The 24,071-nt window shown below is 70.2% G+C and carries 31 protein-coding genes; 23 read left to right on the top strand and 8 right to left on the bottom strand.

Annotated features, from left to right (window positions below; translation table 11 throughout):
• Positions 1 to 70 precede the first annotated feature (70 nt).
• The 6 genes from NH2_RS12640 to NH2_RS12615 form a co-directional block, all read right to left on the bottom strand.
• Positions 71 to 622: a methylated-DNA--[protein]-cysteine S-methyltransferase gene (locus tag NH2_RS12640; protein WP_067652956.1), complete on the bottom strand. Its 552-nt coding sequence runs from the start codon at positions 620 to 622 to the stop codon at positions 71 to 73.
• Positions 619 to 2,088 carry a DNA-3-methyladenine glycosylase 2 family protein gene (locus NH2_RS12635; RefSeq protein WP_067652954.1) on the bottom strand — a complete coding sequence of 490 codons (1,470 nt, stop codon included), beginning with the start codon at positions 2,086 to 2,088 and terminating at the stop codon, positions 619 to 621. The genes NH2_RS12640 and NH2_RS12635 overlap by 4 nt, the downstream gene beginning before the upstream one ends.
• Positions 2,089 to 2,278: 190 nt before the next feature.
• Positions 2,279 to 2,449, bottom strand: a complete 171-nt coding sequence (locus NH2_RS12630) for a YbdD/YjiX family protein (protein WP_157103779.1) — start codon at positions 2,447 to 2,449, stop codon at positions 2,279 to 2,281.
• A gap of 56 nt (positions 2,450 to 2,505) precedes the next feature.
• Entirely contained in the window at positions 2,506 to 4,749 is a 2,244-nt protein-coding gene (locus NH2_RS12625; protein WP_067652952.1) for a carbon starvation CstA family protein, read from the bottom strand.
• Between the two features lie 105 nt (positions 4,750 to 4,854).
• Positions 4,855 to 5,256 carry a VOC family protein gene (locus NH2_RS12620; protein ID WP_067652951.1) on the bottom strand — a complete coding sequence of 134 codons (402 nt, stop codon included), beginning with the start codon at positions 5,254 to 5,256 and terminating at the stop codon, positions 4,855 to 4,857.
• A 10-nt stretch (positions 5,257 to 5,266) separates the two neighbouring features.
• Positions 5,267 to 6,097 carry a helix-turn-helix domain-containing protein gene (locus tag NH2_RS12615; protein ID WP_067652949.1) on the bottom strand — a complete coding sequence of 277 codons (831 nt, stop codon included), beginning with the start codon at positions 6,095 to 6,097 and terminating at the stop codon, positions 5,267 to 5,269.
• A gap of 35 nt (positions 6,098 to 6,132) precedes the next feature.
• On the opposite strand from NH2_RS12615, the gene ychF reads away from it, so the two are divergent.
• The 7 genes from ychF (at position 6,133) to NH2_RS12595 (ending at position 10,920) form a co-directional block, all read left to right on the top strand.
• Positions 6,133 to 7,227: a redox-regulated ATPase YchF gene (ychF, locus tag NH2_RS12610; protein WP_067652947.1), complete on the top strand. Its 1,095-nt coding sequence runs from the start codon at positions 6,133 to 6,135 to the stop codon at positions 7,225 to 7,227.
• Positions 7,228 to 7,301: 74 nt separating this feature from the next.
• On the top strand, positions 7,302 to 7,520 hold the full coding sequence (locus NH2_RS12605) for a type II toxin-antitoxin system VapB family antitoxin (protein WP_067652945.1): 219 nt from the start codon (positions 7,302 to 7,304) through the stop codon (positions 7,518 to 7,520).
• On the top strand, positions 7,517 to 7,930 hold the full coding sequence (locus tag NH2_RS12600; protein WP_067652943.1) for a PIN domain-containing protein: 414 nt from the start codon (positions 7,517 to 7,519) through the stop codon (positions 7,928 to 7,930). Before NH2_RS12605 ends, NH2_RS12600 begins: the two co-directional genes overlap by 4 nt.
• A 213-nt stretch (positions 7,931 to 8,143) precedes the next feature.
• Positions 8,144 to 9,109: an ATP-binding protein gene (locus NH2_RS28745; protein WP_157103743.1), complete on the top strand. Its 966-nt coding sequence runs from the start codon at positions 8,144 to 8,146 to the stop codon at positions 9,107 to 9,109.
• Positions 9,106 to 9,393 carry an STAS-like domain-containing protein gene (locus NH2_RS28145; RefSeq protein ID WP_084505495.1) on the top strand — a complete coding sequence of 96 codons (288 nt, stop codon included), beginning with the start codon at positions 9,106 to 9,108 and terminating at the stop codon, positions 9,391 to 9,393. The genes NH2_RS28745 and NH2_RS28145 overlap by 4 nt, the downstream gene beginning before the upstream one ends.
• A 618-nt stretch (positions 9,394 to 10,011) precedes the next feature.
• On the top strand, positions 10,012 to 10,317 hold the full coding sequence (locus NH2_RS28740; RefSeq protein WP_157103742.1) for a hypothetical protein: 306 nt from the start codon (positions 10,012 to 10,014) through the stop codon (positions 10,315 to 10,317).
• A gap of 54 nt (positions 10,318 to 10,371) precedes the next feature.
• Positions 10,372 to 10,920, top strand: coding sequence for an HD domain-containing protein (locus NH2_RS12595; protein WP_067652941.1), 549 nt, complete (start codon positions 10,372 to 10,374; stop codon positions 10,918 to 10,920).
• Here the strand turns inward: NH2_RS12595 and NH2_RS12590 are convergent.
• Together NH2_RS12590 and NH2_RS12585 are read right to left on the bottom strand one after the other, a co-directional pair.
• Positions 10,913 to 11,383 (bottom strand): NUDIX hydrolase, encoded by a 471-nt coding sequence (locus tag NH2_RS12590; protein WP_067652939.1) that lies wholly within the window; start codon positions 11,381 to 11,383, stop codon positions 10,913 to 10,915. The two genes, NH2_RS12595 and NH2_RS12590, sit on opposite strands and share 8 nt — an antisense overlap.
• Positions 11,380 to 12,135: a helix-turn-helix domain-containing protein gene (locus NH2_RS12585; protein ID WP_067652937.1), complete on the bottom strand. Its 756-nt coding sequence runs from the start codon at positions 12,133 to 12,135 to the stop codon at positions 11,380 to 11,382. Before NH2_RS12585 ends, NH2_RS12590 begins: the two co-directional genes overlap by 4 nt.
• Positions 12,136 to 12,281: 146 nt before the next feature.
• Here NH2_RS12585 and NH2_RS12580 point away from each other — a divergent pair, with 146 nt between their 5' ends.
• The 16 genes from NH2_RS12580 (at position 12,282) to NH2_RS12510 (ending at position 24,051) form a co-directional block, all read left to right on the top strand.
• Positions 12,282 to 12,512: a helix-turn-helix domain-containing protein gene (locus tag NH2_RS12580; protein WP_067652935.1), complete on the top strand. Its 231-nt coding sequence runs from the start codon at positions 12,282 to 12,284 to the stop codon at positions 12,510 to 12,512.
• The gene (locus NH2_RS29220; protein WP_169811483.1) at positions 12,509 to 12,676 is read left to right on the top strand and encodes a hypothetical protein; all 168 of its coding nucleotides are present in this window, start codon (positions 12,509 to 12,511) and stop codon (positions 12,674 to 12,676) included. The genes NH2_RS12580 and NH2_RS29220 overlap by 4 nt, the downstream gene beginning before the upstream one ends.
• 145 nt (positions 12,677 to 12,821) lie before the next feature.
• Positions 12,822 to 13,223, top strand: coding sequence for a hypothetical protein (locus tag NH2_RS12575; protein WP_067652933.1), 402 nt, complete (start codon positions 12,822 to 12,824; stop codon positions 13,221 to 13,223).
• Positions 13,220 to 13,492: a hypothetical protein gene (locus NH2_RS30180; protein ID WP_067652931.1), complete on the top strand. Its 273-nt coding sequence runs from the start codon at positions 13,220 to 13,222 to the stop codon at positions 13,490 to 13,492. The genes NH2_RS12575 and NH2_RS30180 overlap by 4 nt, the downstream gene beginning before the upstream one ends.
• Positions 13,489 to 13,971: an RRQRL motif-containing zinc-binding protein gene (locus tag NH2_RS12565; protein ID WP_157103741.1), complete on the top strand. Its 483-nt coding sequence runs from the start codon at positions 13,489 to 13,491 to the stop codon at positions 13,969 to 13,971. Before NH2_RS30180 ends, NH2_RS12565 begins: the two co-directional genes overlap by 4 nt.
• Positions 13,968 to 14,306 carry a hypothetical protein gene (locus NH2_RS12560; RefSeq protein ID WP_067652928.1) on the top strand — a complete coding sequence of 113 codons (339 nt, stop codon included), beginning with the start codon at positions 13,968 to 13,970 and terminating at the stop codon, positions 14,304 to 14,306. Before NH2_RS12565 ends, NH2_RS12560 begins: the two co-directional genes overlap by 4 nt.
• Positions 14,303 to 15,049, top strand: a complete 747-nt coding sequence (locus NH2_RS12555) for a hypothetical protein (RefSeq protein ID WP_067652926.1) — start codon at positions 14,303 to 14,305, stop codon at positions 15,047 to 15,049. The genes NH2_RS12560 and NH2_RS12555 overlap by 4 nt, the downstream gene beginning before the upstream one ends.
• 3 nt (positions 15,050 to 15,052) lie before the next feature.
• Positions 15,053 to 17,215 carry a type IV secretory system conjugative DNA transfer family protein gene (locus NH2_RS12550; RefSeq protein WP_067652924.1) on the top strand — a complete coding sequence of 721 codons (2,163 nt, stop codon included), beginning with the start codon at positions 15,053 to 15,055 and terminating at the stop codon, positions 17,213 to 17,215.
• A 28-nt stretch (positions 17,216 to 17,243) separates the two neighbouring features.
• Entirely contained in the window at positions 17,244 to 17,765 is a 522-nt protein-coding gene (locus NH2_RS12545; RefSeq protein ID WP_067652922.1) for a hypothetical protein, read from the top strand.
• Positions 17,766 to 17,767: 2 nt separating this feature from the next.
• Positions 17,768 to 18,268 (top strand): hypothetical protein, encoded by a 501-nt coding sequence (locus NH2_RS12540; RefSeq protein WP_067652920.1) that lies wholly within the window; start codon positions 17,768 to 17,770, stop codon positions 18,266 to 18,268.
• Between the two features lie 3 nt (positions 18,269 to 18,271).
• The gene (locus NH2_RS12535) at positions 18,272 to 20,284 is read left to right on the top strand and encodes a hypothetical protein (RefSeq protein WP_067652919.1); all 2,013 of its coding nucleotides are present in this window, start codon (positions 18,272 to 18,274) and stop codon (positions 20,282 to 20,284) included.
• Complete coding sequence (locus tag NH2_RS12530; RefSeq protein ID WP_067652917.1) at positions 20,281 to 21,201, top strand: hypothetical protein; 921 nt, start codon at positions 20,281 to 20,283, stop codon at positions 21,199 to 21,201. The genes NH2_RS12535 and NH2_RS12530 overlap by 4 nt, the downstream gene beginning before the upstream one ends.
• Positions 21,202 to 21,316: 115 nt before the next feature.
• Positions 21,317 to 22,237, top strand: coding sequence for a hypothetical protein (locus tag NH2_RS12525; RefSeq protein WP_067652915.1), 921 nt, complete (start codon positions 21,317 to 21,319; stop codon positions 22,235 to 22,237).
• A complete protein-coding gene (locus tag NH2_RS12520; protein WP_067652913.1) occupies positions 22,234 to 22,677 on the top strand; it encodes a hypothetical protein in 444 nt (147 codons plus the stop codon). The genes NH2_RS12525 and NH2_RS12520 overlap by 4 nt, the downstream gene beginning before the upstream one ends.
• Positions 22,674 to 23,525 carry a helix-turn-helix domain-containing protein gene (locus NH2_RS12515; protein WP_067652911.1) on the top strand — a complete coding sequence of 284 codons (852 nt, stop codon included), beginning with the start codon at positions 22,674 to 22,676 and terminating at the stop codon, positions 23,523 to 23,525. Before NH2_RS12520 ends, NH2_RS12515 begins: the two co-directional genes overlap by 4 nt.
• A gap of 76 nt (positions 23,526 to 23,601) precedes the next feature.
• Positions 23,602 to 24,051, top strand: coding sequence for a hypothetical protein (locus NH2_RS12510; RefSeq protein ID WP_067652909.1), 450 nt, complete (start codon positions 23,602 to 23,604; stop codon positions 24,049 to 24,051).
• The last annotated feature ends 20 nt before the right edge of the window (positions 24,052 to 24,071 follow it).

Here is a 24,071-nt window from a genome sequence, read left to right as displayed (position 1 = left end):
GTTCCGCTGAGCCCGGCCCTCGCACCGGTGCGACCCCCGCGACGCCCCGCTCGCCCCGAGCCGGGGCGCCCTACCTCCGCGCGATCCCGGCCAGCTCCGCCGCCCCGGCACCGGCGACCGCCCGTGCCTCGTGCGCGAGCAACCACCGCTTCGCCGCCAACCCCCACCGGAACCCGCCGAGCGCCCCGCCGATCCGCAGAATCCGGTGGCACGGCACGAAGAGCGCCGCCGCGTTCCGCGCACAGGCATTGGCCGCCGCCCTGGTGGCCGCCGGACGCCCCGCCGCCTCGGCGAACTCGGTGTAGGTGAGCGGCTCCCCGGCGGGCACCGTCCGCAGCACGTCCCAGGCGTGCAGCAGGAACGGCCCCGACCGCTGCCGCACCGGCACCCGGTCGATCGCCTCGACCTCCCCGTCGTGGAAGGCCGCAACAGCCTCCGTCACCGCACCGAGCGCGTCCCGCGAGCGCAGCGATGCCGGCCGCAGCGCGGGGTGGATCAGCGCCCGCAACCCCTCCGCGTCGGCGGTCCACCCGCTGGCCAGCACCGCGCCGTCCGCGTCGACGAGCGCGGTGAACGGCCCGATCGGCGTCGCGGCCACGGCGTAGTCGGCAGTCGAAGTCATTGCGAAACCTGCACTTTCGAGTCCAGGGCGGCGGCGACCCGGTCCCCGAGCGCCACCCGCCACAGATGCATGGAGAGGTACGACCGCCACGGCGACCAGCGCGCCGTATCGGCCAGGTCGATGCCGAGCAGCTCCGCGCCGCGCCGCACGATGAGGTCGGTGCCGAGCAGGATGTCCGGGTCGGCGAGTAGCCGCATGGTGACGTAGTCGGCGGTCCACGGCCCGATCCCGGGCAGCGCGAGCAGGTCGCGCCGCAGGTCGGCGGCGGTGCGACCGGCGTGCAGCACCAGCGCGCCGCTCGCCATCGCCTCGGCCGCGGCGAGCACCGCCGCCACCCGCCTGCCCGGCCCGGTGAGCACCTCGGCCCCGCGCTCGGCCACCACCGCCGCCGAGGGGAACAGCACCGCCCCCTCGACCCGCTCGCCGAGCGCCGCCACCAGCCGCGCGGTGTGCGTGGCCGCCGCGGCCACCGAGATCTGCTGCCCGATCATGGTGCGCAGCAGCAGCTCGGCGCCGTCCGCGCAGCCGGGCACCCGGATGCCGGGGGTGAGCCCCGGCCGCACCGCGGTGAGCGCCTCGTCGATGCCCACCGGGTCGGCGTCGAGATCGAGCAGGTGCCGCACCCGGGCCACGGTGGGCGCCAGATCGCGCATATCGCGCAGCGCGAGCTCGGCGCGCACGTGGTCGTCGAGCAGCGTCAGCCGGACCACCGCGTGCCCGTGCGGGGTGCGCAGCGCCCTGGTGTGCACCCCGTCCGCCCAGCTCTCCAGCCCGGGCACGGTGTGCGCGGCGAGGAACCAGGCCAGCCACGCGCGGTCCAGCGGCGGCCGGAAGGGGAGTCGCAGGGTGAGTGCCCCGGCGGTGGTGACCGGCGCGGTGCCGCGGCGGCGCGCCTCGGTGCGCAGCACCGTCGGGCTCACCGCGAACACCTCGCGCACCGTGTCGTTGAACTGCCGGATACTGGCGAACCCCGCCGCGAAGGCGACATCCGAGATGGGCATGGCCGTGGTCTGGATCAGCAGCCGCGCCGTGTGCGCGCGATGCGCCCGCGCCAGCGCCAGCGGGCCGGCGCCGAGCTCGGCGGTGAGCACCCGGGTCAGCTGCCGCGGCGAGTAGCCCAGCCCGGCCGCCAGCTCCGGCACCCCGCCGCGCTCCAGCACGCCGTCCCCGATCAGCCGCATGGCCCTGGCGGCCAGATCGGCCCTGGTGTTCCAGTGCGGCGAGCCGGGCGCGGCGTCCGGCAGGCAGCGCCTGCACGCCCGGTACCCCGCCTGCTGCGCGGCCGCGGCGGTCGGCAGGAAGGAGACATTGGCCCGCTTCGGGGTGATCGCCGGGCAGGACGGCCTGCAGTAGATGCCGGTGGTCCGCACCGCGGTGAAGAACTGCCCGTCGAAGCGGGCGTCCCGGGTGGAGACCGCCCGGTAGCAGCGTTCGAAGTCGAGAGCCGTGTCGTGCACGCCCTCCACTCTGGCAGCGCGCCGCTGGTCCGGCTAGCGGAAATCGGACGCCATCGTGCGGGCTCAATCCGGGGTGCCGGGCGCAGGCGGTGCCGCGTGGGCAGGCACCGGGCCTCCGTGCCTGCCAGCCGGTCGGCAGCGCCGCCGCGCGCCGAAATCCGGCAGCCTCAGCGTCGAGCAGGCGCAACCGGACGAGCGTTCAGCAGCAGCGCGCGCCCGGATTGCGCTCCGCCTCCGCGTGCCGCTCCCGCCAGTACTCCCGCTCCGACGGCACCGCCCGCCCCGGGTGCGCGCGGCGCAGGTGCGCGACGTACCGCTGGTAATCCTGCCCCCCGAGCACCCCGTCGAACCACCACAGCACCCCGCGCACCCCGCCGAGCACCCGGCGCAGGACGGCCGGGAGCGCGGTCCGGCCGTCCCGCCCGGTCAGCTCGCAGGCTCCGGCGTCCGCTCCGGCTTCGCCGCCAGCTCGTCCCACTGCCGCTGCACCTCCTTCTCCTCCGCCGTCGGGAAGAACCCGCTCGGCGCGAAGATCTTCGACGGCCACTCCGGCGTCTCGGTGGTCTCCGCCCCGCCGGAGCGCAGCGCCCGCACGCAGACGATCGCCCCGACCACCGCCACGATGATCACCAGCACCGCGAAGATGATCGAGAGCGTGCCCTGGATGAAGGTATTGCGCACGATGGCATCCACGTTCTCCGGCGTCTTGGCGGTCAGGCACAGCCTGCCCGCCTCCTGCGCCTGCTGGCAGATGCTGTGCTGCTTCCAGTAGCCGAGCTTGGGATCGGCGGAGAAGATCTTCTGCCAGGACGCCGTCATGGTCACCACCAGGTCCCACACCAGCGGCACCGCCGGGATCCAGGCCCACTTGACCAGCCCCTTCTTCACCAGGATGGTGAGCACGACGGTGAGCGCGATGGCCGCAAGCAACTGGTTCGCGATGCCGAAGAGCGGGAAGAGCGCATTGATGCCGCCCAGCGGGTCGGTGACGCCCATGAGCAGGATCGACCCCCAGGCCAGCACCACGACGGCCGAGCAGACCCAGGCCCCGACCCGCCACGACGGATCCTTGAACTTGCGTGCCGCCCCGCCGAAGTTGCCCAGCGAATCGGAGAGCATGAACCGCGCCACCCGGGTCCCCGCGTCGATCGTGGTGAGGATGAAGAGCGCCTCGAACATGATCGCGAAGTGGTACCAGAACGACTTCATCCCCGCGCCGCCCAGGAACTGGGAGAACACCTCCGAGATGCCGACCGCCAGCGTCGGCGCGCCGCCGGTGCGCGAGATGATGCTCTCCTCGCCCACGTCCGCCGCCGCCTGACCGAGCGCCTCCGGCGTGGTCGGCGGCCCGGAGAGGCCGAGCGAGTTGGTGTAGGCGGCCGCCGTCTCCGGGGTGCCGCCGGTGAGCCCGACCGGCGCGTTCATCGCGAAGTACAGGTGCTGGTCGATGATGCAGGCGGTGATGATCGCCATCACCGCGACGAACGACTCCATGAGCATGCCGCCGTACCCGATCATCCGGGCGTGCGACTCCTTCTCCAGCAGCTTCGGCGTGGTGCCGGAGGAGATCAGCGCGTGGAATCCGGAGAGCGCCCCGCAGGCGATGGTGATGAACAGGAACGGGAAGAGGCTGCCCGCGAAGGCCGGGCCGTTGCCGCTGATCGCGAACTGCGAGACCGCGGGCGCCTGCAGCACCGGCAGCGTCACCAGGATGCCGACCGCGAGCAGCCCGATGGTGCCGATCTTCATGAAGGTGGAGAGGTAGTCGCGCGGGGCGAGCAGCAGCCACACCGGCAGCACCGATGCCACGAAGCCGTAGCCGATGAGCAGCCAGGCGATGGTCACCGGGGCGAGCGTGAACCAGTCCGCGCCCCAGCTCGTCTCCGCCACCCAGCCGCCGGAGATGATGGCGAGCAGCAGCAGCACGAAGCCGATGATCGAGACCTCGCCGACCTTCCCCGGCCGCAGGTAGCGCAGGTAGAGCCCCATGAACAGCGCGATCGGGATGGTCATGCCGATCGAGAAGATCCCCCACGGACTCTCCGCCAGCGCGTTCACCACCACCAGCGCGAGCACCGCGAGCAGGATCATCATGATCACCAGCACGCCGACGATGGCCGCGACACCGCCCACCAGCCCGAGCTCGTCGCGGGCCATCTGCCCCAGCGACCGACCGCGGCGCTTCAGCGAGATCCACAGCACCAGGTAGTCCTGCACCGCGCCGGCCAGCACCACGCCGACCACGATCCAGATGGTGCCGGGCAGGTACCCCATCTGCGCGGCGAGCACCGGGCCGACCAGCGGCCCGGCGCCCGCGATGGCGGCGAAGTGGTGCCCGTACAGCACCCGCCGGTCCATCGGCACGAAATCCTTGCCGTTGTCCAGGATCTCGGCCGGGGTGGCGAGGTCGTCGCGCGGCTTCGTGATCTTGCGCTGGATGAAGGTCGAGTAGAACCGGTACGCGATGACATAGGTGCAGACCGCCGCGATCACGATCCACACCGCGTTCACCGACTCGCCGCGGACTATCGCGAGAATCGCCCAGGCAACCGCGCCCAGCACCGCGATGACGGCGAATATCCCCTTCTTGACCGGCGTGATCGGACGTTTGTCCACCACGCCGACCGGTGGCAGATCCGGATCCGTCCGCAGATATTCGATCGTCGCCATCTGCTCACACTCCCGTCGACGCCCAGCCCCATTGCCGAAACAGCAGCCAACGTATCCGATGGGAGATCACCGGCCCCTGCTTGTTCCATATTGTTCCCCCGCGGGTCATTCCCCGCGGTAGGTTCCGAAACTCCAGAGATTCCCCTCCGGGTCGCGGACGCTGAACCCGCGGGAGCCGTAGTCCTCGTCGCGCAGCCCGCGCACCAGCTCCGCGCCCGCCGCCATGGCGCGCTCGAACAGCGCGTCCGGCTCGTCGGTGACCAGGTAGATATTGTCGTTGCCGGTGGCACGCGAGCCGAACGGATCGTCCGACTTGTTCGCGGTGCCGTACATGATGCCGCCGCCCGCGGGCCAGCGGAGTTCGCCGTGCTCCACGATCGAGGGGTCGTTCTCCCTGGTGTACTCCGCCACCTTGCGGAACCCGAAGGCGCGCACCAGGAAATCGACGGTCTTCTCCGCGTCGCGGAAGGAGAGGCAGGGCCAGAGGCCAACAGTGTTTTCGCTCATGGCTCCACCTTCACGCCAGGGGTGCGGTCCCGTCTTGGACGGATGGAATCTCGGTGTCGAGCAAGGTGGTGGGCGCGCACCCCGCCAGCTCCGCGAAGTCCCGGTTCAGGTGCGCCTGGTCGTAGTAGCCGCAGGCCGCCGCGACCTGGGCGAGCGAGATGTGCGACGGCACCTGCTCGATCATCCGCCGCGCCCGCTCGAACCGCGCGATCCGCCCCGCCAGCTTCGGCCCCAGCCCGAATTCCCCGGTGAACTTCCTGGTCAGGTGCTGCCTGCTCCACCCGATGTCGGCGGCCAGGGTTCCGATCGGCGCCTGCCCACGGACCACCGAGCGCCAAGCCCAGGCCAGCTCCGGCGTGACCCGCCGTTCGTGATCCGCGAGTTCGCGCAGCACCCGGTCGACGGTGGCGAACCGCCCCGGCCAGTCCGGCACTGTCTGCAACTCGATCCAGAGCCGCTCACCCAGCGGCCCCGCCACGTCGGCCAGCTCCAGCGAGAGACTCCACAGCTCTCCCGCCGGCACCGCGAAGAGCGTGCGGCACCCCAGCGGCGTCAGCGCGATGGCCACGCCCTCCTGCGTGCCGTCGTGCCGGATGGTCGCCGGCCCAGCCTGCAACCCGCCGAGCACGCAGCCGTACGCCCCCGGCCGCTGCCCCGGATCGGCCTGCGCCACCACTTCGATACGCCGCCCGATCGCCACGATGAAGGTCAGGTGCCGCGATGGCAGCCCGCGATGCAGCCCGGGCGGGTACCCGGCCTGCCGGTAGCCGAGGTAGTGGTCGACGAACCCGGCCAGCGCGGGCGCGGGCCGTGCCGTCACCACCTCGGAGGTGGGCTGCATGGCTCACAGGCTACGCCGCGTAGACTCTGTTCCTCGTGAGTCTCACCCTCGGAATCGTCGGGCTGCCCAACGTCGGAAAATCGACGCTGTTCAACGCACTGACCAAGAACGACGTGCTCGCCGCGAACTACCCCTTCGCGACGATCGAGCCCAACGTCGGCGTGGTCCCGCTGCCCGACCCGCGGCTCGACAAACTCGCCGAGATCTTCGCCTCCGAGCGCATCGTGCCCGCCACCGTGTCGTTCGTCGATATCGCGGGCATCGTCAAGGGCGCCTCCGAAGGCGCGGGCCTCGGCAACAAGTTCCTCGCCAATATCCGCGAAGCCGACGCCATCTGCCAGGTCGTCCGGGTCTTCGCCGACGACGACGTCATCCACGTCGACGGCCGCGTCGACCCCTCCGCCGACATCGAGGTCATCGAGACCGAGCTCATCCTCGCCGACCTCCAGACCCTGGAGAAGGCGGTCGTCCGGCTGGAGAAGGAGGCGCGGGTCAAGAAGGACCGCAAACCCGCCGCCGACGCCGCCAAGCAGGCGCAGGAGATCTTGGATTCCGGGCGCACCCTGTTCGCCGCCGCCTCCGAGGTGGACACCGAGCTGCTCCGCGAGCTGAGCCTGCTGACCGTGAAGCCGTTCCTGTACGTCTTCAACGCCGACGAGTCGGTGCTCACCGACGAAGCCCGCGTCGCCGAGCTCCGCGCCTCCGTAGCACCCGCTGACGCCGTGTTCCTCGACGCCAAGGTCGAAGCCGAGCTCCTGGAGCTCGATGACGAGTCCGCTCTGGAGCTGCTGGAGTCCATCGGACAGGCCGAGCCCGGGTTGCACGGGCTCGCGCGGGCCGGGTTCCATACGCTCGGCTTACAGACCTATCTGACCGCCGGGCCCAAGGAGGCCCGCGCCTGGACCATCCATCAGGGGGATACCGCGCCGAAGGCTGCCGGGGTGATTCACACGGATTTCGAGCGGGGGTTCATCAAGGCGGAGATCGTCGCTTACGACGATCTGGTCGCGGCGGGGTCTATGGCTGCTGCCAAGTCGGCGGGGAAGGTTCGGATGGAGGGGAAGGACTACGTTATGTCCGACGGCGACGTGGTCGAGTTCCGTAGCGGATTAGCGTCTGCGAAGAAGTAGCGGGACCAGCTGAGATGGCTCCGTGCCGCCATCGGGTATATAATCTCTCATATAACAGTAATGGGAGGGGCGCCATGACACTCACCAGCGTCGATCTGGACCCGCGGTTGATCGAGCGTGCCAGGGCGCTCACGGGTGAGCGATCGAACCGAGCCGTCCTGGACCTCGCGTTGCGTCGGCTCATCGCCTCGAAGCAGAAGGGTGCGATGATCGACGGGATCGCGGAGTTGAGCAACCTCGAGAGCGAGCTCGGCGCGCCGGTGGTCTCTCCGGACGAGTCCCGGCCCGCGTGACCGACTACCTGGTCGACAACTCGGTCTGGGCAAGGCTGGCCACGGGGGATCCGGGTATCACTGCCCGGCTGCGCCGCATCGAGCGGGCGCCGTCCGACCTGTTCGTCACCTGCCCGCCGCAAGTGCTCGAGTTCTGCCACAGTGCGCGGACTCCCGAGGAGCACGCGCGTTACCGGGAGCGGATCTCACTCGGGTTCCCGCTCGAGCACGCGCCCGAGGAGTCGCTCGTGCTCGATATCCAGGCGGCACTGTGGAACTCGGGGCTTGTCCGGGCGGCCGGATCCCTCGATGTCCTCATCGCTGGCTACGCCATCGTCAACGATGCGACCGTGCTTGCCGCCGACCACGACTACGAGCACATCGCCAAGGTGTCCGACCTGCGGTGTGAGTACGTCTCGCCTTCGCCTTGACGTTGCTTCGTGGCGGAACGCGGAGGGGTGCCGTTGTCAGGCAACCTGACAACGAACCAGGTAGCAGGCGTGGGTAGAGGTTCTGGCATGATACGAGTCATGGTCGAGTTCCGCAGCGGATTAGCGTCTGCGCGGAAGGCTTAGGGCCGGACTGGAAGCCCAGGCAGACGAGGCGTAGCCCGATATGAAGCAACGGATCGGAGGGGTCGCACTATGTATTTGAAGCTTCCGAATCGCGCGTACCTCGCAGATATCGAAAGGTTCTTGCGAGCGCGGGAAGACGATGGGCGCAAAGACTTCACTTTCGATCTGAGCCAAGGTTTTTTCAGTGTCCATCCACTTGTCCTGTGCATGACAGCTTCCATGGCAGCCAGGGCGAGGTTGAATGGTGGCTCGGTTTCGATCATCAACGATCAAAACACCGCCAGTCTTCGCTACCTGGAACGTATGAAACTTTTTGACGCCATCGGGGTTGAAAGTGTTAATTCGGTACGGGAGCATGAACCCGCTGGACGCTTCATTTCGGTGACCAAGATTTCAAACGGGGAAGAGCTAAGTGAATTTATTACTGATGTAATTCCTCTACTTCATGCGGGTCCGGAAGAGTCAATGACTATTCGATACGTGCTCGCGGAGTTGGTTAGAAATACACTTGAGCACTCGGGGCCGCCACATGAGGCTTACGTGGCGGCACAGGTGGTGAAAAGTGATGGTCGACTTGCTGTTGCTGTGGCGGACCATGGGATCGGAATTCGGAATTCTATCACCAGGTTTCATCCCGCCGTTGACGATCGAGCTGCGATAGTGAAAGCCTTTGAGCCCGGCATCTCCGGCGCCACCAGCAAATTTGGCGGTAATGAAAATAATGGGGGAGCTGGACTCTTTTTCATGAAGGCAATGGCAACCATGGCTCGCTGTCACATGGTAGCTGTCAGTGGTGAGTCGGCAATGAAGCTTCGGCGAACTGAGGTCGGTGATGTAGCTGTCCAGCCCTCGCTCGATACCGACAAAGTCCTTTGGAGAGATACGGGCGAATATTATCCAGGTACTGCGATTGGTATCGACATTCAGGTCCGCCCAGAAATCAAGTTCAACGATCTTCTGTCAGAGATCCGAAACGTATACGGTGTGCGAATTAAGGAGCAAAAGAAGGCCAAGAGAAAGGCGAGGTTCTCGTGAGTGAAATAAGAGTTTATAAATTTGCGGGTTCCTTTGCGGAGAATAAAGATGCTGCGGCAAAGATCCGCGATGAGCTGCTCATTCCTAGCCTTGATCGCGGTGACGAAGTGACTCTGGACTTTGATGCAGTTGACTTCGCAACGCAGTCGTTTGTGCATGCCATGCTGGTAAAAGCCGTTCGAGAGAACGAAGTGTGGCTGGATCGGATCTTATTTACGAATTGTAGCGAGGCCGTGCAAGGTATCATCGAGATCGTTGTTGACTATGCGCAGGAAGTCGATTGAATTCTTGGTCGAGCTTCGCATCGGACTTCTTCTTGCGGCGGAGAATTGAGGGCTTGCACTGAGTCGAGACTGGGTTGAGTCGTGAAATCGCAGCGAAGCTACATAGGATCGGCGCCACGTGCAGGCATCCTATGTCTTCTCTGTCGGAGTTCTACCCATCTCACAAAGGCGCATATCCCGCCTAAATGCGTTGGGAACCGAGCGGGTCGAGTTGTGCGCATGCGTCCGTTTGTGGAGGGCGGTGTGATGCTCCAGGACTCTCCGAAAGAGGGCGGTCTGTGGCTCAAGACCCTGTGTCAGTCCTGCAATGGAATTGCCGGTAGGTACGACGATGCCTACGGTGCATTCGCCACCTCCATGGGTAGGATAAATCGCCTCGAATCTCGGCATTTTGCTTGGCCGCGGAGCGACCGAGTTCCCGCTGTCTCGGTAGCGCCCGGTCGCGTAGCCCGATCGGTGCTGCATGGGATGGCGGCGCTTACGCCCTCGCTCAAGCACATCAACGAGCAGTTCCTCGACGATCTACTGGGGGATGGTGAAATCAGGATGCCACCTGGCCTTCAATTGAGGGTCGCGTTGATCAATCATCGCAGGTGTCGGATATCAAGTGGTTATTGGATGAGCCAGGTGCTTGGCTTTAGGCAACACTATAATGTCATTGCCGAAATTTGTTTTTACCCATTTTTGTGGGCGCTTTGTGGGGAATCGCCCCGCACATTGGGAAGCAGTCTGATGGACCTCGAAGCGTGGGGTGACGCCACCGACTGGATTCGGTACAACCTCATGGCAACGCGAAGTGATCTGCGTGATGTTCTGAAGAATTTGCCCATGACCTCACATCCAACGCTCAGGGATCGGAACAACTGGATAGATTTGCGATCGGACGAACGCTCTTTTGTCCTCGAAGGAGAAATTCGATACTGATAAGATGCGTGCGTACTGTTTGGTTCAAGGCACGAGGTTCGCTACGGTTGGTTTATGGTCGATTCGACGTTCGTAGCCTGGGCCGAGCAGCTCGCTAACCAGTATCTGATCGACCTCCCGCGTCGGCTCGCGCATGTAGCCGGTGTGGCCAAGCAAGCGGCTCGCGCTGCGACGGTGGCAGATGATCCAGCTCTGCTAGTGGCTGCAGCTTGGCTCCACGACATCGGTTATTCGCCCACGTTGGCGCGCCTCGGCTTCCATCCCATCGACGGCGCCGTGTTCCTGCACGACCGCGGAGCGGATGAGCGCTTGTGCGGCCTTGTGGCTAATCACTCGTGCGCCTGCGTTGAAGCGCGTCGCCGCAGGCTGAGAATCGACTGGCCGGACGAGGGCACAGCCCTCCGTGACGCGCTGTGGTGGGCCGATATGACCACCACTCCAACCGGTGAAGTCACCAACGTCCGGCGGCGAATCGCCGAAGTACAGGAGCGATACGGCCCCGACCACGTCGTTGCGCTGTCGGTCGCCGAGGCAGCACCTCGCCTGATCGGTGCGGCGGACCGCACCGAGCGCCGGATGAGAAGTCAGCCGCCGGTCAGGTGAAATACGGCGCCGTCGCGCCCTCGAGGCTCTTCTGAATTCGCAGCAAAATGGACTGATGGATGTCGAGCCCGGGTAGTTCACTGGGCGAGAGCCAGACAACTTCCGACGATTCGGAACTGCACTGCGGAGTGCCGCCGATCGGATCGGCACGAAAGCAGATCGAGAATTCCTGGCGAACCTCGCCGTCGTCGTACGCGATGACGTGATCCGGATCGGAGAAGACGCCGACCATCTGAGTCACCTTGACCTCGATGCCGGTCTCTTCCCGGACCTCGCGCACGACGGCTTGCGCCACGGTTTCGCCGGCCTCCAGGCCGCCGCCGGGGATCGAGTACTTCCCGTTGTCGGTCCTCCGGATCAGCAGTATCCGTCCCTCGTCGTCCTGGACGAGCGCGCTCACCGCCACCTTGACGCTGTTCGGGGCCGGCGCTTTCGGGTCGCGGAAGTAGTCGGTGCGCGTCATTCGGGCCTCCCGAAGTTCGGTTCGTAGCTCTCGCTCCACACCTGCTCGAAGCTGGTGGTGTACGTCTCGAACAGGTCGGCCGCAGGCAGCAGTCGAAGGTGGAGCGCGGGGGCGTAGGCGCCGGGCTGCCCGTAGACGTGCATGTTCACGAGCATCTCGTCATCGAAGCGGAAAATCGAGTTGTACAGCGTGGTCCGGTGGTATCGGATCTCCACGCCGTCGATCTCAGCGAGCGGTTCGATCAGCGCGAGCGCATTCCGGATGCGCGCCGGAACGGTGCCGGCCGCGAGGCGCTCCTCGGCGCTGCGCTTGGCGGCTTCGTCCTCATCCGGATCGCCGAAGAGCATGCGGACCTTCAGGCCGTCCCGCGTCTTCTGCTTGATCGTTCGCGCGAACGTCGGCTCTTCGGCGAGGAACAGCCCGGCGAGCACCAGAACGTCGATGCGGTCGGTCGCCTGCGTGAGCAGCCGCGTCCAGAGGTCGAGCGGGATGGCGCTGCGGTGGGGATACACCTTCACCACTTCGGATTCCGCCACCTCGGCTCGGCGCTCCGGGGACAGCGCGTCCGGCCACAGGTAGTTTTCGGTCTCTCGGACCATCGAAGCGACCTTGTGGCGATGCTTCGGGTACGGCGTCCGGCTCTTGGTGATCCAGCGCTCGACGGTCTTTTCGTCGACTCCGGTCGCGGTCGCGACCTCGGCGAGATCCAGTCCGTTGCGGAGCAGCGCTTCGCGCAGCCGTTCGTTCGGCATGGCGACCCCCTTGGGGACGAGTAGGGACGTCTTAACGATACTCGAGACGTCTGGATGCGTCTACCTATGCGGTCATTGCGCCGGTTGATTTCCCGAAAAGTACGGAATTGCAACGCATTTCCTACTTCACCGAGGAGTGATCGCCTGTGTCGCACAAATCGAGCCGTGAGGTCGCCGGGGCGGATTCCCGTCGGCTGATCAGCCTCAAGACCGCCGCGTCGTTGGTCGACGTCGACGCCAAGACCATCCGGAACTGGATCTCCGCCGGGCACCTGCGCGGGTTCCGAATCAACGGCCACCTGCTCCGGGTCAACCACGCCGAACTGCTCGCCCTCGTGCAGCCGGTGCTCGTGGCCGGACCCGAGGACGCGGCATGAGCGCGCGGAAGGAGCCGGTGGCCGGCCAGCTGAACGACGCCGACAGGGTCGCCGAGTACGTCGCCGAGCTCGTGGCGCAGGCGCCGCCGATCTCCGGCGACGCGCGGGACCGGCTCGCGGCGCTTCTCGGTGCCGTGGGCACCGCCGACCGGCGGGCGGCGTGATGCGGGCGCGTACGGCGGGACTCGCGGTGGCCGGGGTGGCGGTGGGTTACGTGCTGCTGACCGCGCCCGGGGTGGTCGGGTTCGTGCTGATGGTGCTGGCTACGGTGGCGTTCTGGCGGGCGTCGCGTCGGTGGGGGGTTCGGCGGTGAGCGCGCAGCGAGAGCCGGAGTTCAACGATCCGGTCGAGTTGCTGGACGAGCTGGACGCTGTGTTGCGCGAGCAGGAGCTGCTGAAGCGTCGGGTCGAGGCGTTGGGTGCCCGGTACGGCGCGCTTCAGGGCCCGGCGGAGGCGGGGCGGTTCGATCAGTGGAGCGAGGACAAGGCCTTCCCCGAGGAGTACGGCTCGGTGAACGTCAAGGCCGCGCAGCAGAGGCTGAAGTACGCCGCCGGGTCGATGAGCGGTCCGTTGGAGTGGGTGCGGTTGGCGCGTGACTGCGCCGAACTCGTGCAGGAATGCCCGCAGCCGCAGCGCGAGCAGGTCAGCGCGTTGACTGGCTACCGCGAGACCGGTATCGAGTCGGCCGCCGATCGGGGGCGGTCGCGGTGATCGGCCCGGTCGCGAAGACCGACGCCGCGGCGGCCCGGGCGATGGGCGGGGTTTTCCGGGCGTTGCCGCCGCAGGTGCAGGCCGCGCTGCTGGTGCTGGGCCTGCTGGCCGGGATGGTCGGGTGCTCGGCGGCGTGGATCGACCAGCAGGACTACGTGCCGTCGCCGAACATCTGCCGCGCCGACGAGGTCGCGTGGGCCGATTGCCAGCATGTGCAGCGGGTTCCGGTGCAGCAGTCGATCCCGACCCCGGCGGGGTGGGAGCGGTGAGCGGCGAGCCGGAGTCCTACGCGTGGGGCACGGCGCCGGCGCATCTGCGCACGCGCCGCCAGCTGCAGGCCGAAGGGCTGAGCCCGGCCGGTCAGGGCGTGGCGGCCACGGTGCCGCACCGCTGGCACGGCCGCGAGCAGCAGGCGTTCCTCTACGACGCCCGCAAGGCCGTGCCGAAGCGGCCGGTGTCTGCGGCGCAGCGCGAGGCGCTGGCGGCGGCGACGCGGGAGCGGCAGCTGCGGGCGGCGGAGCGACGCGGGATCTCGCGCGCCGAGCTGGAGAACGAGGCGGATTGGGATCCGGGGCCGGGCTGGAACACCGCCGCGGCGGCGCCGGAGGGCGAGGACAAGTGGAGCGCGGCTCTGGCCGAGCCCACTCCGACCCCGGCCCCGGTGGTGAAGAAGTCCGCGCTGGCGGCGCACCGGGGTCGCAACGCCCTGGCCCGGCGCTCGCACGAGCGGGACGGGTTCGACCGATGAGCCGCCCGAGCACGCGCAACAGCCGCGCGGCGTTCGAAGCCGCGACCGCGAGCCCGGTTCCGGCCGAGCCCGAGGGCGTGATGGTCCCGGTCACCGACCTGCCGCACCTGGCCGAGGCCGCGCGCCGCCGCGGTGAGGCCGACCGGTGGATCCGAGTGGACGCGACCCCGGCGCAGGTCGTGCGCACCCCGGGACGCCGTCCGGGCCAGTGGCTCGGTTCCGGAGCTCCGGTGCAGGAGCGCAAGTCCGAGAAGTCCAGCGCGCTGGCGGCGCACCGGGGCGGCAACGCCCTAACCCGCGCGGCGCGGAATTCCGAACGAGAGGTGGAGCGATGACCCGGCTCGGGCCGCGTGACATGACCGCGCTGACGATCCTGGCCGAGATGTACGGCGCGCCGATGGACGTGCTGGCCCGGATGCTCGGCGTGACCGTGGATCGGGCGGCGCGGGTGGCCCGGAACTGGACCGAGGCGCAGATGCTGGCCAAGCAGCGGGTGACCCCGGTGCCGGGGCGCCCGTGGGTGTTCCCGACCCGGGCCGCGGTCGAGGCGCTGACCGGGCGGGCGACCCAGGCGTGGCTGCCGACGCCGAAGATGGCCGCCCACACCCGCGCGGTGCTGGAGCTGCGCCTGGCACTGGTCGGGCTGGACCTGGACCGCTGGATCTCCGAGCGGTCGCTACGCGCGGAGGTCGGCCCCACGAAGGCCGGGGTGGCGCGCCCGCACATCCACGACGGCCGCTTCCTCACCGACGCCGGGCAGTGGTGGGCGGTCGAGGTGGAGCTGACCCCGAAGAACCTGGGCGCCGCCCGCAAGGCCATGGCGGCGGCGGTGAGGGCCGCGCAGCGCGCCGAGTGCGAGTCGCTCGTCTACTACTGCCGCAGCGACGCGGTGAAGGCCGTAACCACAGATGCCGCAGCGTCTTTGGACCTGTCGAGCGGTCCAAAGGTGCGGCTGCGCGATCTGGACGCCGAGCTGTCCTCGTCGCCCCCGCGACCCGGGCTCCGGGTGATCGAGGGCGGGGCCTCTGATCACGAAATCCCCCAGGTCACCGACCCGAACGAAGGAAAGGCGGGCTGAGGCATGTGCACTCCGATCCTCACCACCAACGACTGCAACCCCTACGCCCCGACCCCAGCCCCGGCTGCGGGTCCGGCGATCGAGACTGCGCAGCTGCCGCTGGTGCCCACGCCGGAGCAGGCCGCGGTCCCGGCGGAAGCGCCGGCGCCCGGGATCCACGTTGATCCGACGATGCCCCCGGTCGGCCTGCGCCAGGACCCGCTCGGATGGCTGCCCGACTTCTCCGCCTGGACGTGGGCCGGGGTCGCCGGCACCGGGCTGCTGGCGGCGGCCGTCGTGGTCTCGGTGCTGGTGATGGTGCTGGCCATCCTGGTCCCGGCCACCATGCTCGCCTGGCGCCCCGCGAGGCTGCGGAACTGGCTGTTCGCCAGCATCGTGGCGATGCCCGGGGCGGCCGCGCTGTTCGCGTGGGACGCGGTCGAGCCGGTCCGGGACTTCTCCGCCGCCGCGGTCGATTTCATGGCCGGGCAGTACGTCACCGGGATGTTCGGGATGACGGTGCTGCTGGTCCCGGCCGCCTGGCTGACCGCCACGCTGGTGTTCACCCGCCAGCGGGTGCAACTGGCCACGGTCGGGCTCGGCTCCCCGGCCCGCACCGAGCGGGCCCTGCACGCTCAGGCCCAGCGCGAGCAGCGCGCCGCGGCTCGCCTGTCCCGCCGCAAGCTGCCGTTCACGACCAGCGGGCGGAACCCGGAGCCGGTGATCGGGCGCCTGGCCGCCGAGCACGACCAGGCCCCGCCCTCGTCGGTGCTGCGCCAGCTCGCCCGGCGCACCGAGACCCGGCTGATCCTGCCGCTGATCAACATCGCCGAGCACATGACCACCGTCGCGAGCTCGGGCTCGGGAAAGACCACGCTGATGCTGCGGGTGCTGGTGGCCTGGTACGTCGCCACCTGGATGCGGCACCGGCAATGGTGGCGGCTCAACGGCCGCCCCGGGCGCCCGCTGGCGATCATCGTGGACTGCAACGGCGGCCCGGAGTCCCGCAAGGTCGCCGCGCGGGTCCGCACGTGGTTCACCGCGCTCGGCGTGCGCCCCGAGCGGTTCGGGATCTTCCCCGACACCACCGACCTGGCCCTGTGGGAGGGCACCAGCCGCGACGACCTGCGCTCGATCCTCTCGGCCATGGTCTCCGGCGGCAGCACGCCGAGCACCGACACCGAGAAGTACTTCCACGAGATCCGCGAGACCCTGATCCACCTCGTGGTCGACGCCCCGGAGCGGGTGGAGCTGATCGACGGGGTGCCGACCCCGGTCGGGGAGAACCCGCCGCGGTCGTGGGTGGAGTTCCTGTCGCGGATGGACGCCGACCGGCTGGCCCAGCTATGGGGCGGGGCCCGCGACGACGGGCCGTGGGCCGGGGTCATGGGCGTGGACATGGAGATCTCCTCCACCCTCGACGGCAAGCAGCCGGTCATGAACTCCGCGCGCGCGGAGTTCGCCAACCTCTACCGCTCGCTGGGCGAGGCCTTCGACGGCACCAAGGCGCTGACCGACTTCGACGTGCTCTACATCGTGCTGGAGGGCGTGAAGACGCCCGATCGCGCGAGGGCGCAGTTCGGCGCGCTCGGCACCATGTTCGAGCAGCTCGCCGACAAGCAGCACGGCCGCACCTCGCTGATGGTCGTGGACGAGTTCTCCGCAGTGTCGGACGGCAAGACCCGCGCGGTGAAGTGGGTCGAGCGGCTCCGGAAGGCCGGGATCGGCACCTGGTGGATCGCGCAGTCCTGGCAGGGACTCGGGCACGACGACGACAACCGTGCCGCCCTGGTCGCCGCGGCGTCGGGTGGCAGCCTGATCGGGCGCACGACCGACCCGGAGACGCTGTCGAAGATCTACGGCACCCGCCCGAAGTTCGAGCTGAGCCGGAAGTTGATCGGCGGGAACAAGGACGGCGACGAGGGCAACGTCCAGTCCGGCGACCAGTACCTGCTGCCCCCGAACCGGCTGCGCGCCATGGGCAAGGGCGACGTCGTCCAGGTGGCCGGCGGCCGCGCCCGCTTCGGCCGCATTTCCCCGCTCAACGACGACGAGCTCAAGCGGATCCGCCCGCTGCCCGGGCTCGGCGACTTCCACGACCCCACCGCCACCGGCACCGCCGCCGGAGAGCCCGAGACCTCGGGCGCGACCGTGATCGACCTGTCCGGTCGCCGCCGCCAGGCCTGAAACCGCAACCCGCAGAAAAAGGTTCACCATGCCCACCCCGAATCCGGCACCCGATCCCGACGACTACGACGACGACCGCGACGTGCTGCCCGGGCGCAGCGCCGCCGAGAAGGCCCACGACGACGACGTGATCGCCGCCCTGAGCGCCGACATGGCCGGAACCTCGGCCGCCGCACTCGCCGCCCAGCTCGTACCCGTGATCCAGGACGGCGGCGCGCTCGGCCAGACGGTCACCCCGCACCTGCAGCGCGTGTCCCGGGCCCGCGAGACCGCGGGCATCTGGGGCCCGGCCATCGCGGCGACCGGCGCCGCGGGCGTGGCGGTGGCGGTGCTGCCGCTGCCCGGCCCGCTCGCCCTCTACATCCTCGCGCTGGCCGCCTTCGCCTGGTGGCACTGCGCCGGGCGGCCCGGCCCGAGCGAGGCGGCGCGGATGCTCGCCTACTCCGCCGCCGACGCCGGTGCCTGGATCCGCCGCCAGATCGAGCACCTGGCCCGGTGGCGGGCCCGCTACGAGACCCGCCGCACCAACCCCGAGAAGAAGGAGAACTGACCATGTCCACCACCGAAACCGCCCAGCGGCTCGCGGCGCCGCCGCGGCTGCCCGACGCGCTGTGGTCGCTGCCCGCCGCCCGGTTCCATAAGACGCTGCTGACCACCATCGGCACCGGCGCAGCCAGCAGCCCGCACATCGAGCAGCTGTCCCGCCTGGCCCTGTACCTGGTGCTGGAGGCCCCGGCCGGGCCGCCGTCGAGCTCCACCGAGTTCATGGCCCGCCTGGACGTGAACGTCCTGGCCCGCGCCTGGTCCGGCGACGCCGGTACCGAGCGCTGGACCGGGGTGCAGGGCGCCGATCTGCTGATCGCGGCTGCCGCGCCCGTGCTCGGCGGCCTGGTGGCCCAGTGCCACAACGCCTTCCGGAGCTGGGCCACCGATCCCCGCACCCTGCGCTGGGCCGCCACCGCCGCCGGGATCGACCTGGTCCCCGGATCGGCGGGGTACTGGGACATCCCCTCGCTGCCGCTGCCCACCACCACCACCGAGAAGGGGAAGTAACCCATGTCCGATCGAGCGACCGAGGACGAGATCATGGACGAAGCCAAGAGGTTCGGCCAGGCCCTGGCCGCCGCCGCGCAACGGCACGCGGTGGCCACGACCTGGCTGGAGAAGCGGCTGGCCCGCAAGCAGGTCTCGCGGCTGATGCGGGCCCAGCACCGCGACGAGCAGCGCACCCGCGCCGCTCGGCGCAAGTTCGCCACCGGCGCGGTGGACCGCTACCGGCAGCACTCTCTCGGCGTCGCCGAGCGTGCGGCCGATCCGCGCACCGGCGCCGAGCAGCGGACCCGGGATCTGGCCGCGCTGGGGCACCACCGCCGCGAGCTGCAGCAGTGGCTCCTGACCGAGCCGCACCTGACCGAGACCCAGCGCGGGATCGCGCTCGACGGGGTCGAGGCGGTCACCGAGTTCCCGCAGTTCAAGCTCGGGAACCTCTACGCGCCCGGGCGGCGGATCACTGGGATGGACGCGCTGCGCTACCGCGCCCACGTCGCCCGCGTGCGCGCCGAGCACGGCATCGGCCGTTTCCAGCGCGGCACCACCAGCCCGCGCTCGGCGACGTCGGCGGCCGCGGCGGGTCCGGCCCGCTGGGGGCAGGTCGCCCCGATGACCGTCGAGCAGCTCGACCGGCCGCGCCCGCAGCGGCAGGCCCAGCGGGAGACCCCGGCTCCGGTGGCGGCGGTGGCCGCGGCCCCGGCGGTGGATCGGCCGGTTCCGGCGGCGCCGGGCCCGCAGCAGCTGGGGCTGCTGGCGACCGAGTGGGTGCATAAGCTGCGCGCGGCCCAGCTGGACTGGAACGCGAAGGCCCCGACCACGCGGGACGGCAACGTCCTGCGCGGCCTGGACGATCAGCGCCAGCACGCGGCCCGCGAGGCGGTCGAGGCCGGGGTGAGCCCGGAGCGGATCGCCCACGAGATGGAGTACGCGGCCGAGAACTCCCGGTTCACCAGCGTGCTGTCCTCGCACAGCGAGCACGGCAGCTACACCACCCGCGGGCTGCACGCGACCGAGCAGGAGGCGGTCGCGTGGGTCAACCGGGTGGCCGAGGAGTCGAACTGGAAGCCCGGGGTGACGCTGCGGGCCAGCGTGGCCACGCGCGGCGCCGATCGGCCGCTGCACCGGGCCGAGGGCAGCGTGGACCGGGTCCGGGCCCACACCAACAGCTGGATCCGCACGCCGGAGCGCGGCCAGCAGCAGCGCACCACCACCAGCAGCAGCACCGGCGCGGGGGCCGAGCTGCAGGAGCTGCGGACCCGGCACCGGCTCTCGATCGAGCACAACGCCGACTTGGCCGAGCAGAACGCCCGGCTGACCCGCCAGCTCACCGCGGTCACCGCAGACCGCGACCAGCTCGCCGCCGCGGTGGCCGATCGCAGCACCGCGCAGCGGCCGGCCACGGAGCAGTCGAGCACGGAGGAGTCGAGCACGAGGCAGTCGAGCACGGAGCAGCCGAGGACCGGGCGGGTCCGTCGCAGCGGGCCGCGTCCGGCCCGGCACGCGCAGACCGAGCGGGAATTCCTGGCCATGACCCGGCGCAACGCCGCCGAGGCTGAGCCGCAGACCGCCGAAGCCGCGCGGACGCGGAGCTGGGCCCTGTCGGCCTCGGACGAGGAGCTGATGGCGTGGGGCCGCGGCAACGGGATGCTGAACACCCCGGGCCCGCGCACCGTCGGCATGAACCGCGGCACCCGGCCGGACCAGGAGCTCGCCACCGAGCCCGTCCCCCGACCCGACCCCGTGCAGCCGGACCAGGAGCTCGCCGTGCTGCGCGCGGATCGGGACCGGCTGCGCGGTGAGCGCGACGAGGCGGTGGCCAAGCTGGTCCGCAACACTGCGCCGGAGCAGCGGTTCGGCAGCGCCGAGCGCCAGGCCCAGGCCGCCCGCGAGAACGGCAGCGAGACCGACCGCGCCGAGCAGCAGCCCGGCACGCCGGTGAAAAAGTCCGCGCTGGCGGCGCATCGGGGCGGCAACGCCCTGATCCGCAACGGCGCCGAGCGGGACGGGATCGACCGATGAGCACTCCGACCCAGCAGCACGACGAAGTCGCCGCCGCTCAGTTCGGCTACTACGCCGCCCGGATCGGCGACGAGACCGAGGCGCGGTGGCGCGCGGACTACGCCACCGCGGTGCACCTGCGATACCGCGCCGGGGACGCCTGGAGCAACGCCGACGCCGCGCCGGTGCGGGCCGAAGCCGACCGGATCGAGCAGAGCTGGACCGCCGACCCGGAGATCCGGGCCCGGTGGGAGGAGCTCGACAGGTTCCGCGCCGAGCTGCCCGAGCTGTTCGTCCACGCCCCGACCCACCCGGATCTGCCGATCGCGCAGCGACCGACGGGCACGGACACGGTGTCGTGGCGCAGCCGGATGCAGGCCATGCAGCTGGAAGGGCTCGGCTCCTGGCCGGACCCGGCCGGCGACCGGGTGAACCCGCACAACGGGCGGACCACCTTCGAGCCGCTGTCGTGGGACCGGTCGGATCCGACGAACCCGAACCACCACACCGGCGCGGCCAGCCACGACGAGCGGGTGATGCGCGCGGACTTCGCCCGCTTCCACCAGCTGCGCGAGCAGGTCCGCACCGAGTCCGGCGATGACGAGCAGCTCCAGGACGCGCAGGACATGAGCACCCGGATCGGGCTGCGCTGGTCGCTGCGCGGTGACGAGCTGGGCACCGAGTTCCGGGCGATGTCGGGGTCGGTCATCGAGCGTCGCGGTGAGCCGGATTGGGCCGCGGTCGCCGCGGCCGAGCTCCGCGCCGACCCGCAGGTGCCCGAGATCGAGGCCCGCAGCGCCGAGCAGGTCACCGAGCTGCTCGACCGCGACCGCCCGCACCCGGCCGCGCGCGCCGGTACCCGATCGGCGTTGGCCGGCCACCGCAGCCGCAACGCCCTGGCCCGCGGCACCGACCGCGACACCGGGTTCGACCGCTGAACCCCTCGAAGACGTCCGTGCCGAGCGTGTCACCGCTCGGCACGGACCGGGCCCCGGGCGACCGGGGCCCACGGCCCGACCCATCCCGAAACGCAATCCCGAAGGAGCCGAACCGATGAACGACGATACCCGTCCCACCAGCACCGAACCCAGTGCCGGGACGTTCCAGGAGGCGCGCTTCCGCGCCGACTACCTGCACTCCCTGGCCTGCTACCCGGTCGATCCGGCCGAGTACGACCCGGCCGATTCTCTGGACGCCGCCGAGTACGCCTCGCCCTGGATGAACAGCGGCGACTGGCAGGAGCGGGACTGGGTCGCCGAGTGGGTGTACCTGGGCGAGGCCAGCGAACGGTGGTACCGGAATCCGGCCGCCGCCGCGGCACACGCCGCGAAGCACGCCGACGAGCTGACCCCGGTGCAGCGGCGCAGCGAGGCCCAGGCCCGCTACCTCGCCGAGCAGGGCCTGGCCCGCGACCGGCACGGGCACGCCACCGGCCCCTACGTCGAGGCCGTCGAGCAGCGCGGCGACATCGCCCACGCCCCGCACGATCGCTACCTCTACCGCTACGCCGACCGGGTCGCCGACGACCAGGAGGTGCTCATGCGCGCCGACTACGACCGGGTCCAGGACCTGCACGCCGAGAGCCGCCTGGTCGGCACCCTCACCGAGCACAACCGGCTGGCCGAGTCCGCCGAGGCGATCGAGACCCACTGGACCGGTCGGGGCAACGACATGTCCCGCGCCTGGCGGGATCTCGACAACGCCCGGTCGCAGTGGCAGACCCACCCGGAGATGTCGCGGTGGGATCTGGACAGGTACGAGACCGCGCACGCTCGCGGCGGGTCCGGCCGGTTCACCGCGATGCAGCGGCGCAACCAGCTGCACGCCCGCGAGATCACCGGCCACGGCGAGTGGACTGTGGACGCGCCCAGCACCGATCCCGGCCGCGCGCCGAAGTCGGCGCTGGCGAGCCACCGGAGCCGCAACGCGCTGGCCATCGGGGCGGCAAACGAGCGGGACGGGGCGGAGCGGTGAGCGCCCCGGCCGTCGAGACCACGATGCCCGCCCAGGCCGCGCCCGCGGCCGCGCGGATGTCGAGCACGCGGTCGACGGCGCCGCTCGCGGTGCTGCGCAGCGCGTGCACGGTCTCGCTGGCGAAGACCGCCCGGCCCGCCGTCATCACCACCGCAGCCGCGGTGCCGGAGCCCGGCGAGCTGGCCGAGCGGCTGACTGCGGCGAACCAGCGCGCGGCCGAGCTGGAGGAGCGCCTGGCCGCCGTCGTCGCCGAGCGCGACGCCGCCGAGCACCGGGCCGCCGGGCTGGAGGCCCGTAACCGGGAGTTGGCCAGCGACCTGGACAACGCCCTGGACCAGCTGGCCGCCCACGCCTTGCACGCCGAGCAGGAACGTCTCGTGCGTCGCCCGCGCTACAGCGCGTTCGCCGCGTCCAACGATCGAGGAGGTTACGACCGATGAATGAGCACCTGGTGTCGCACGAGGGCGACGCGGTGTCGCCGCCGCCGCCCGTCGGAGCGGCGGGTGTCGCCTCGGTGTCGCCTGCACCGGCTCCGGCGGGGTGGAATGTCGCCGAGGTTGTCGCCTTGCTGGCGCTGGCGGCGGTGAGCATCGCGGCGTTCTCGTGGTCGGCGATCGCGCTGCACGGGGTCGCGGTGATGTCGGGGATCCCGTCCGGGTTGGCGTGGGGTGCCCCGGTGATCGTGGACGGGCCGATCATCCAGGCCGCGTTCTCGCTCGTGGCGTTGAACCGCCGCGAGCGGATCGGGGTCGTGATCCCGGAGGCCACGCGCCGGTTCTTCTGGGGCGAGCTCGCCGCCGCTGAGCTGGTCTCTCTGGTTGGCAACGGCGTCCACGCCTGGACTGCGGACGGGTTGAAACTGCCCCAGCTCGCCGCGGCGATGGTGGCCGGTGCGGCGCCGGTGGCCGCGCTGGCGGTCACCCACGCGCTGACCGCGCTGCTGGAGGTTCCTCGTACCCCGTCGCCGGTGCAGGCGACACCCGTCGCCGGTGTCGCACCCGGCGGCGACACCCGCGCGACAGCGGGCGACATCGGCCCGGAGCCCGGCGACGGGGAGGCGACAGCGGTGTCGCCGGACCCGGTGGCCGAGCGCGACGCGGAGGTCTGGCGGCTCCACAAGGCCGGTCATTCCTACCGCGAGATCGCTCCGATCGTCGGGCTGCACCCGGGCACGGTCGGCAAGGTCGTCAACCGGCTCAAGACCGAGCACGACGAGGGCGACACCGGCGACGGGCTGCGCTTGGTCTCCGGCGGCGCCCCGCAACTGGCCTTGCCGAGCAGTAACTGATCAACCTGCCGGGGTGGTCAGCGTCGCTCGCCCCGGCCCGATATCCCACCTTTCACCGCTCTACCTGGAGGACATCATGACCAACGCTCTGTCGGACCTGGACCAGATCAACGCCGAGCTGATGGGCCAGGGCGCCCGCAACCCGTTCGGCCGCGACGTCGAGCCCGGGACCGCGATCTCGGGCGAGATCGTGGCGGTGGTGCGCCGCCACCGCCACAACGGCAAGGGCCAGCCGCTGTTCTGGATCAACCGCCGCCCGCAGGTCGCGGCCACCGGTGACCCGGTGATCGACTCGCAGTTGATCATCGAGACCGACGCCCGCGACGACGAGGCCGACGACGGGCTGCGCGCGGTCACCCTGGACCGCGACGTGCAGCGGCCGATCGGCGCCGCGGTGCGCCGTGCCCGCGCGGGCGGATTGGAGATGGGCGGGCGGCTCGACGGGCTGCGCTACGTCGGCCCGGCCGAGCCCGGCCCGGGCCGGATCTACGCGGTGGACGCCTACAGCGCGCCCGCCGCCGAGTAGCCCAGCGCCACCGCTCCGGA

Source organism: Nocardia harenae NBRC 108248 (assembly GCF_001612885.1).
Lineage (GTDB): Bacteria > Actinomycetota > Actinomycetes > Mycobacteriales > Mycobacteriaceae > Nocardia > Nocardia harenae.
The sequence above is the reverse complement of the archived record's forward strand: the minus strand, read 5'-3'. Positions and strand labels throughout refer to the sequence as shown.

Bases quoted from the DNA above. Each gene is read 5' to 3' on its own strand.
- NH2_RS12640 (WP_067652956.1), bottom strand. From the start codon at position 622: ATGACTTCGACTGCCGACTACGCCGTGGCCGCGACGCCGATCGGGCCG.
- NH2_RS12625 (WP_067652952.1), bottom strand. From the start codon at position 4,749: ATGGCGACGATCGAATATCTGCGGACGGATCCGGATCTGCCACCGGTC.
- NH2_RS12620 (WP_067652951.1), bottom strand. From the start codon at position 5,256: ATGAGCGAAAACACTGTTGGCCTCTGGCCCTGCCTCTCCTTCCGCGAC.
- NH2_RS12615 (WP_067652949.1), bottom strand. From the start codon at position 6,097: ATGCAGCCCACCTCCGAGGTGGTGACGGCACGGCCCGCGCCCGCGCTG.
- NH2_RS12605 (WP_067652945.1), top strand. From the start codon at position 7,302: ATGACACTCACCAGCGTCGATCTGGACCCGCGGTTGATCGAGCGTGCC.
- NH2_RS28745 (WP_157103743.1), top strand. From the start codon at position 8,144: ATGTATTTGAAGCTTCCGAATCGCGCGTACCTCGCAGATATCGAAAGG.
- NH2_RS28740 (WP_157103742.1), top strand. From the start codon at position 10,012: ATGAGCCAGGTGCTTGGCTTTAGGCAACACTATAATGTCATTGCCGAA.
- NH2_RS12595 (WP_067652941.1), top strand. From the start codon at position 10,372: ATGGTCGATTCGACGTTCGTAGCCTGGGCCGAGCAGCTCGCTAACCAG.
- NH2_RS12590 (WP_067652939.1), bottom strand. From the start codon at position 11,383: ATGACGCGCACCGACTACTTCCGCGACCCGAAAGCGCCGGCCCCGAAC.
- NH2_RS12585 (WP_067652937.1), bottom strand. From the start codon at position 12,135: ATGCCGAACGAACGGCTGCGCGAAGCGCTGCTCCGCAACGGACTGGAT.
- NH2_RS29220 (WP_169811483.1), top strand. From the start codon at position 12,509: ATGAGCGCGCGGAAGGAGCCGGTGGCCGGCCAGCTGAACGACGCCGAC.
- NH2_RS12560 (WP_067652928.1), top strand. From the start codon at position 13,968: ATGAGCCGCCCGAGCACGCGCAACAGCCGCGCGGCGTTCGAAGCCGCG.
- NH2_RS12555 (WP_067652926.1), top strand. From the start codon at position 14,303: ATGACCCGGCTCGGGCCGCGTGACATGACCGCGCTGACGATCCTGGCC.
- NH2_RS12550 (WP_067652924.1), top strand. From the start codon at position 15,053: ATGTGCACTCCGATCCTCACCACCAACGACTGCAACCCCTACGCCCCG.
- NH2_RS12545 (WP_067652922.1), top strand. From the start codon at position 17,244: ATGCCCACCCCGAATCCGGCACCCGATCCCGACGACTACGACGACGAC.
- NH2_RS12540 (WP_067652920.1), top strand. From the start codon at position 17,768: ATGTCCACCACCGAAACCGCCCAGCGGCTCGCGGCGCCGCCGCGGCTG.
- NH2_RS12535 (WP_067652919.1), top strand. From the start codon at position 18,272: ATGTCCGATCGAGCGACCGAGGACGAGATCATGGACGAAGCCAAGAGG.
- NH2_RS12530 (WP_067652917.1), top strand. From the start codon at position 20,281: ATGAGCACTCCGACCCAGCAGCACGACGAAGTCGCCGCCGCTCAGTTC.
- NH2_RS12525 (WP_067652915.1), top strand. From the start codon at position 21,317: ATGAACGACGATACCCGTCCCACCAGCACCGAACCCAGTGCCGGGACG.
- NH2_RS12515 (WP_067652911.1), top strand. From the start codon at position 22,674: ATGAATGAGCACCTGGTGTCGCACGAGGGCGACGCGGTGTCGCCGCCG.
- NH2_RS12510 (WP_067652909.1), top strand. From the start codon at position 23,602: ATGACCAACGCTCTGTCGGACCTGGACCAGATCAACGCCGAGCTGATG.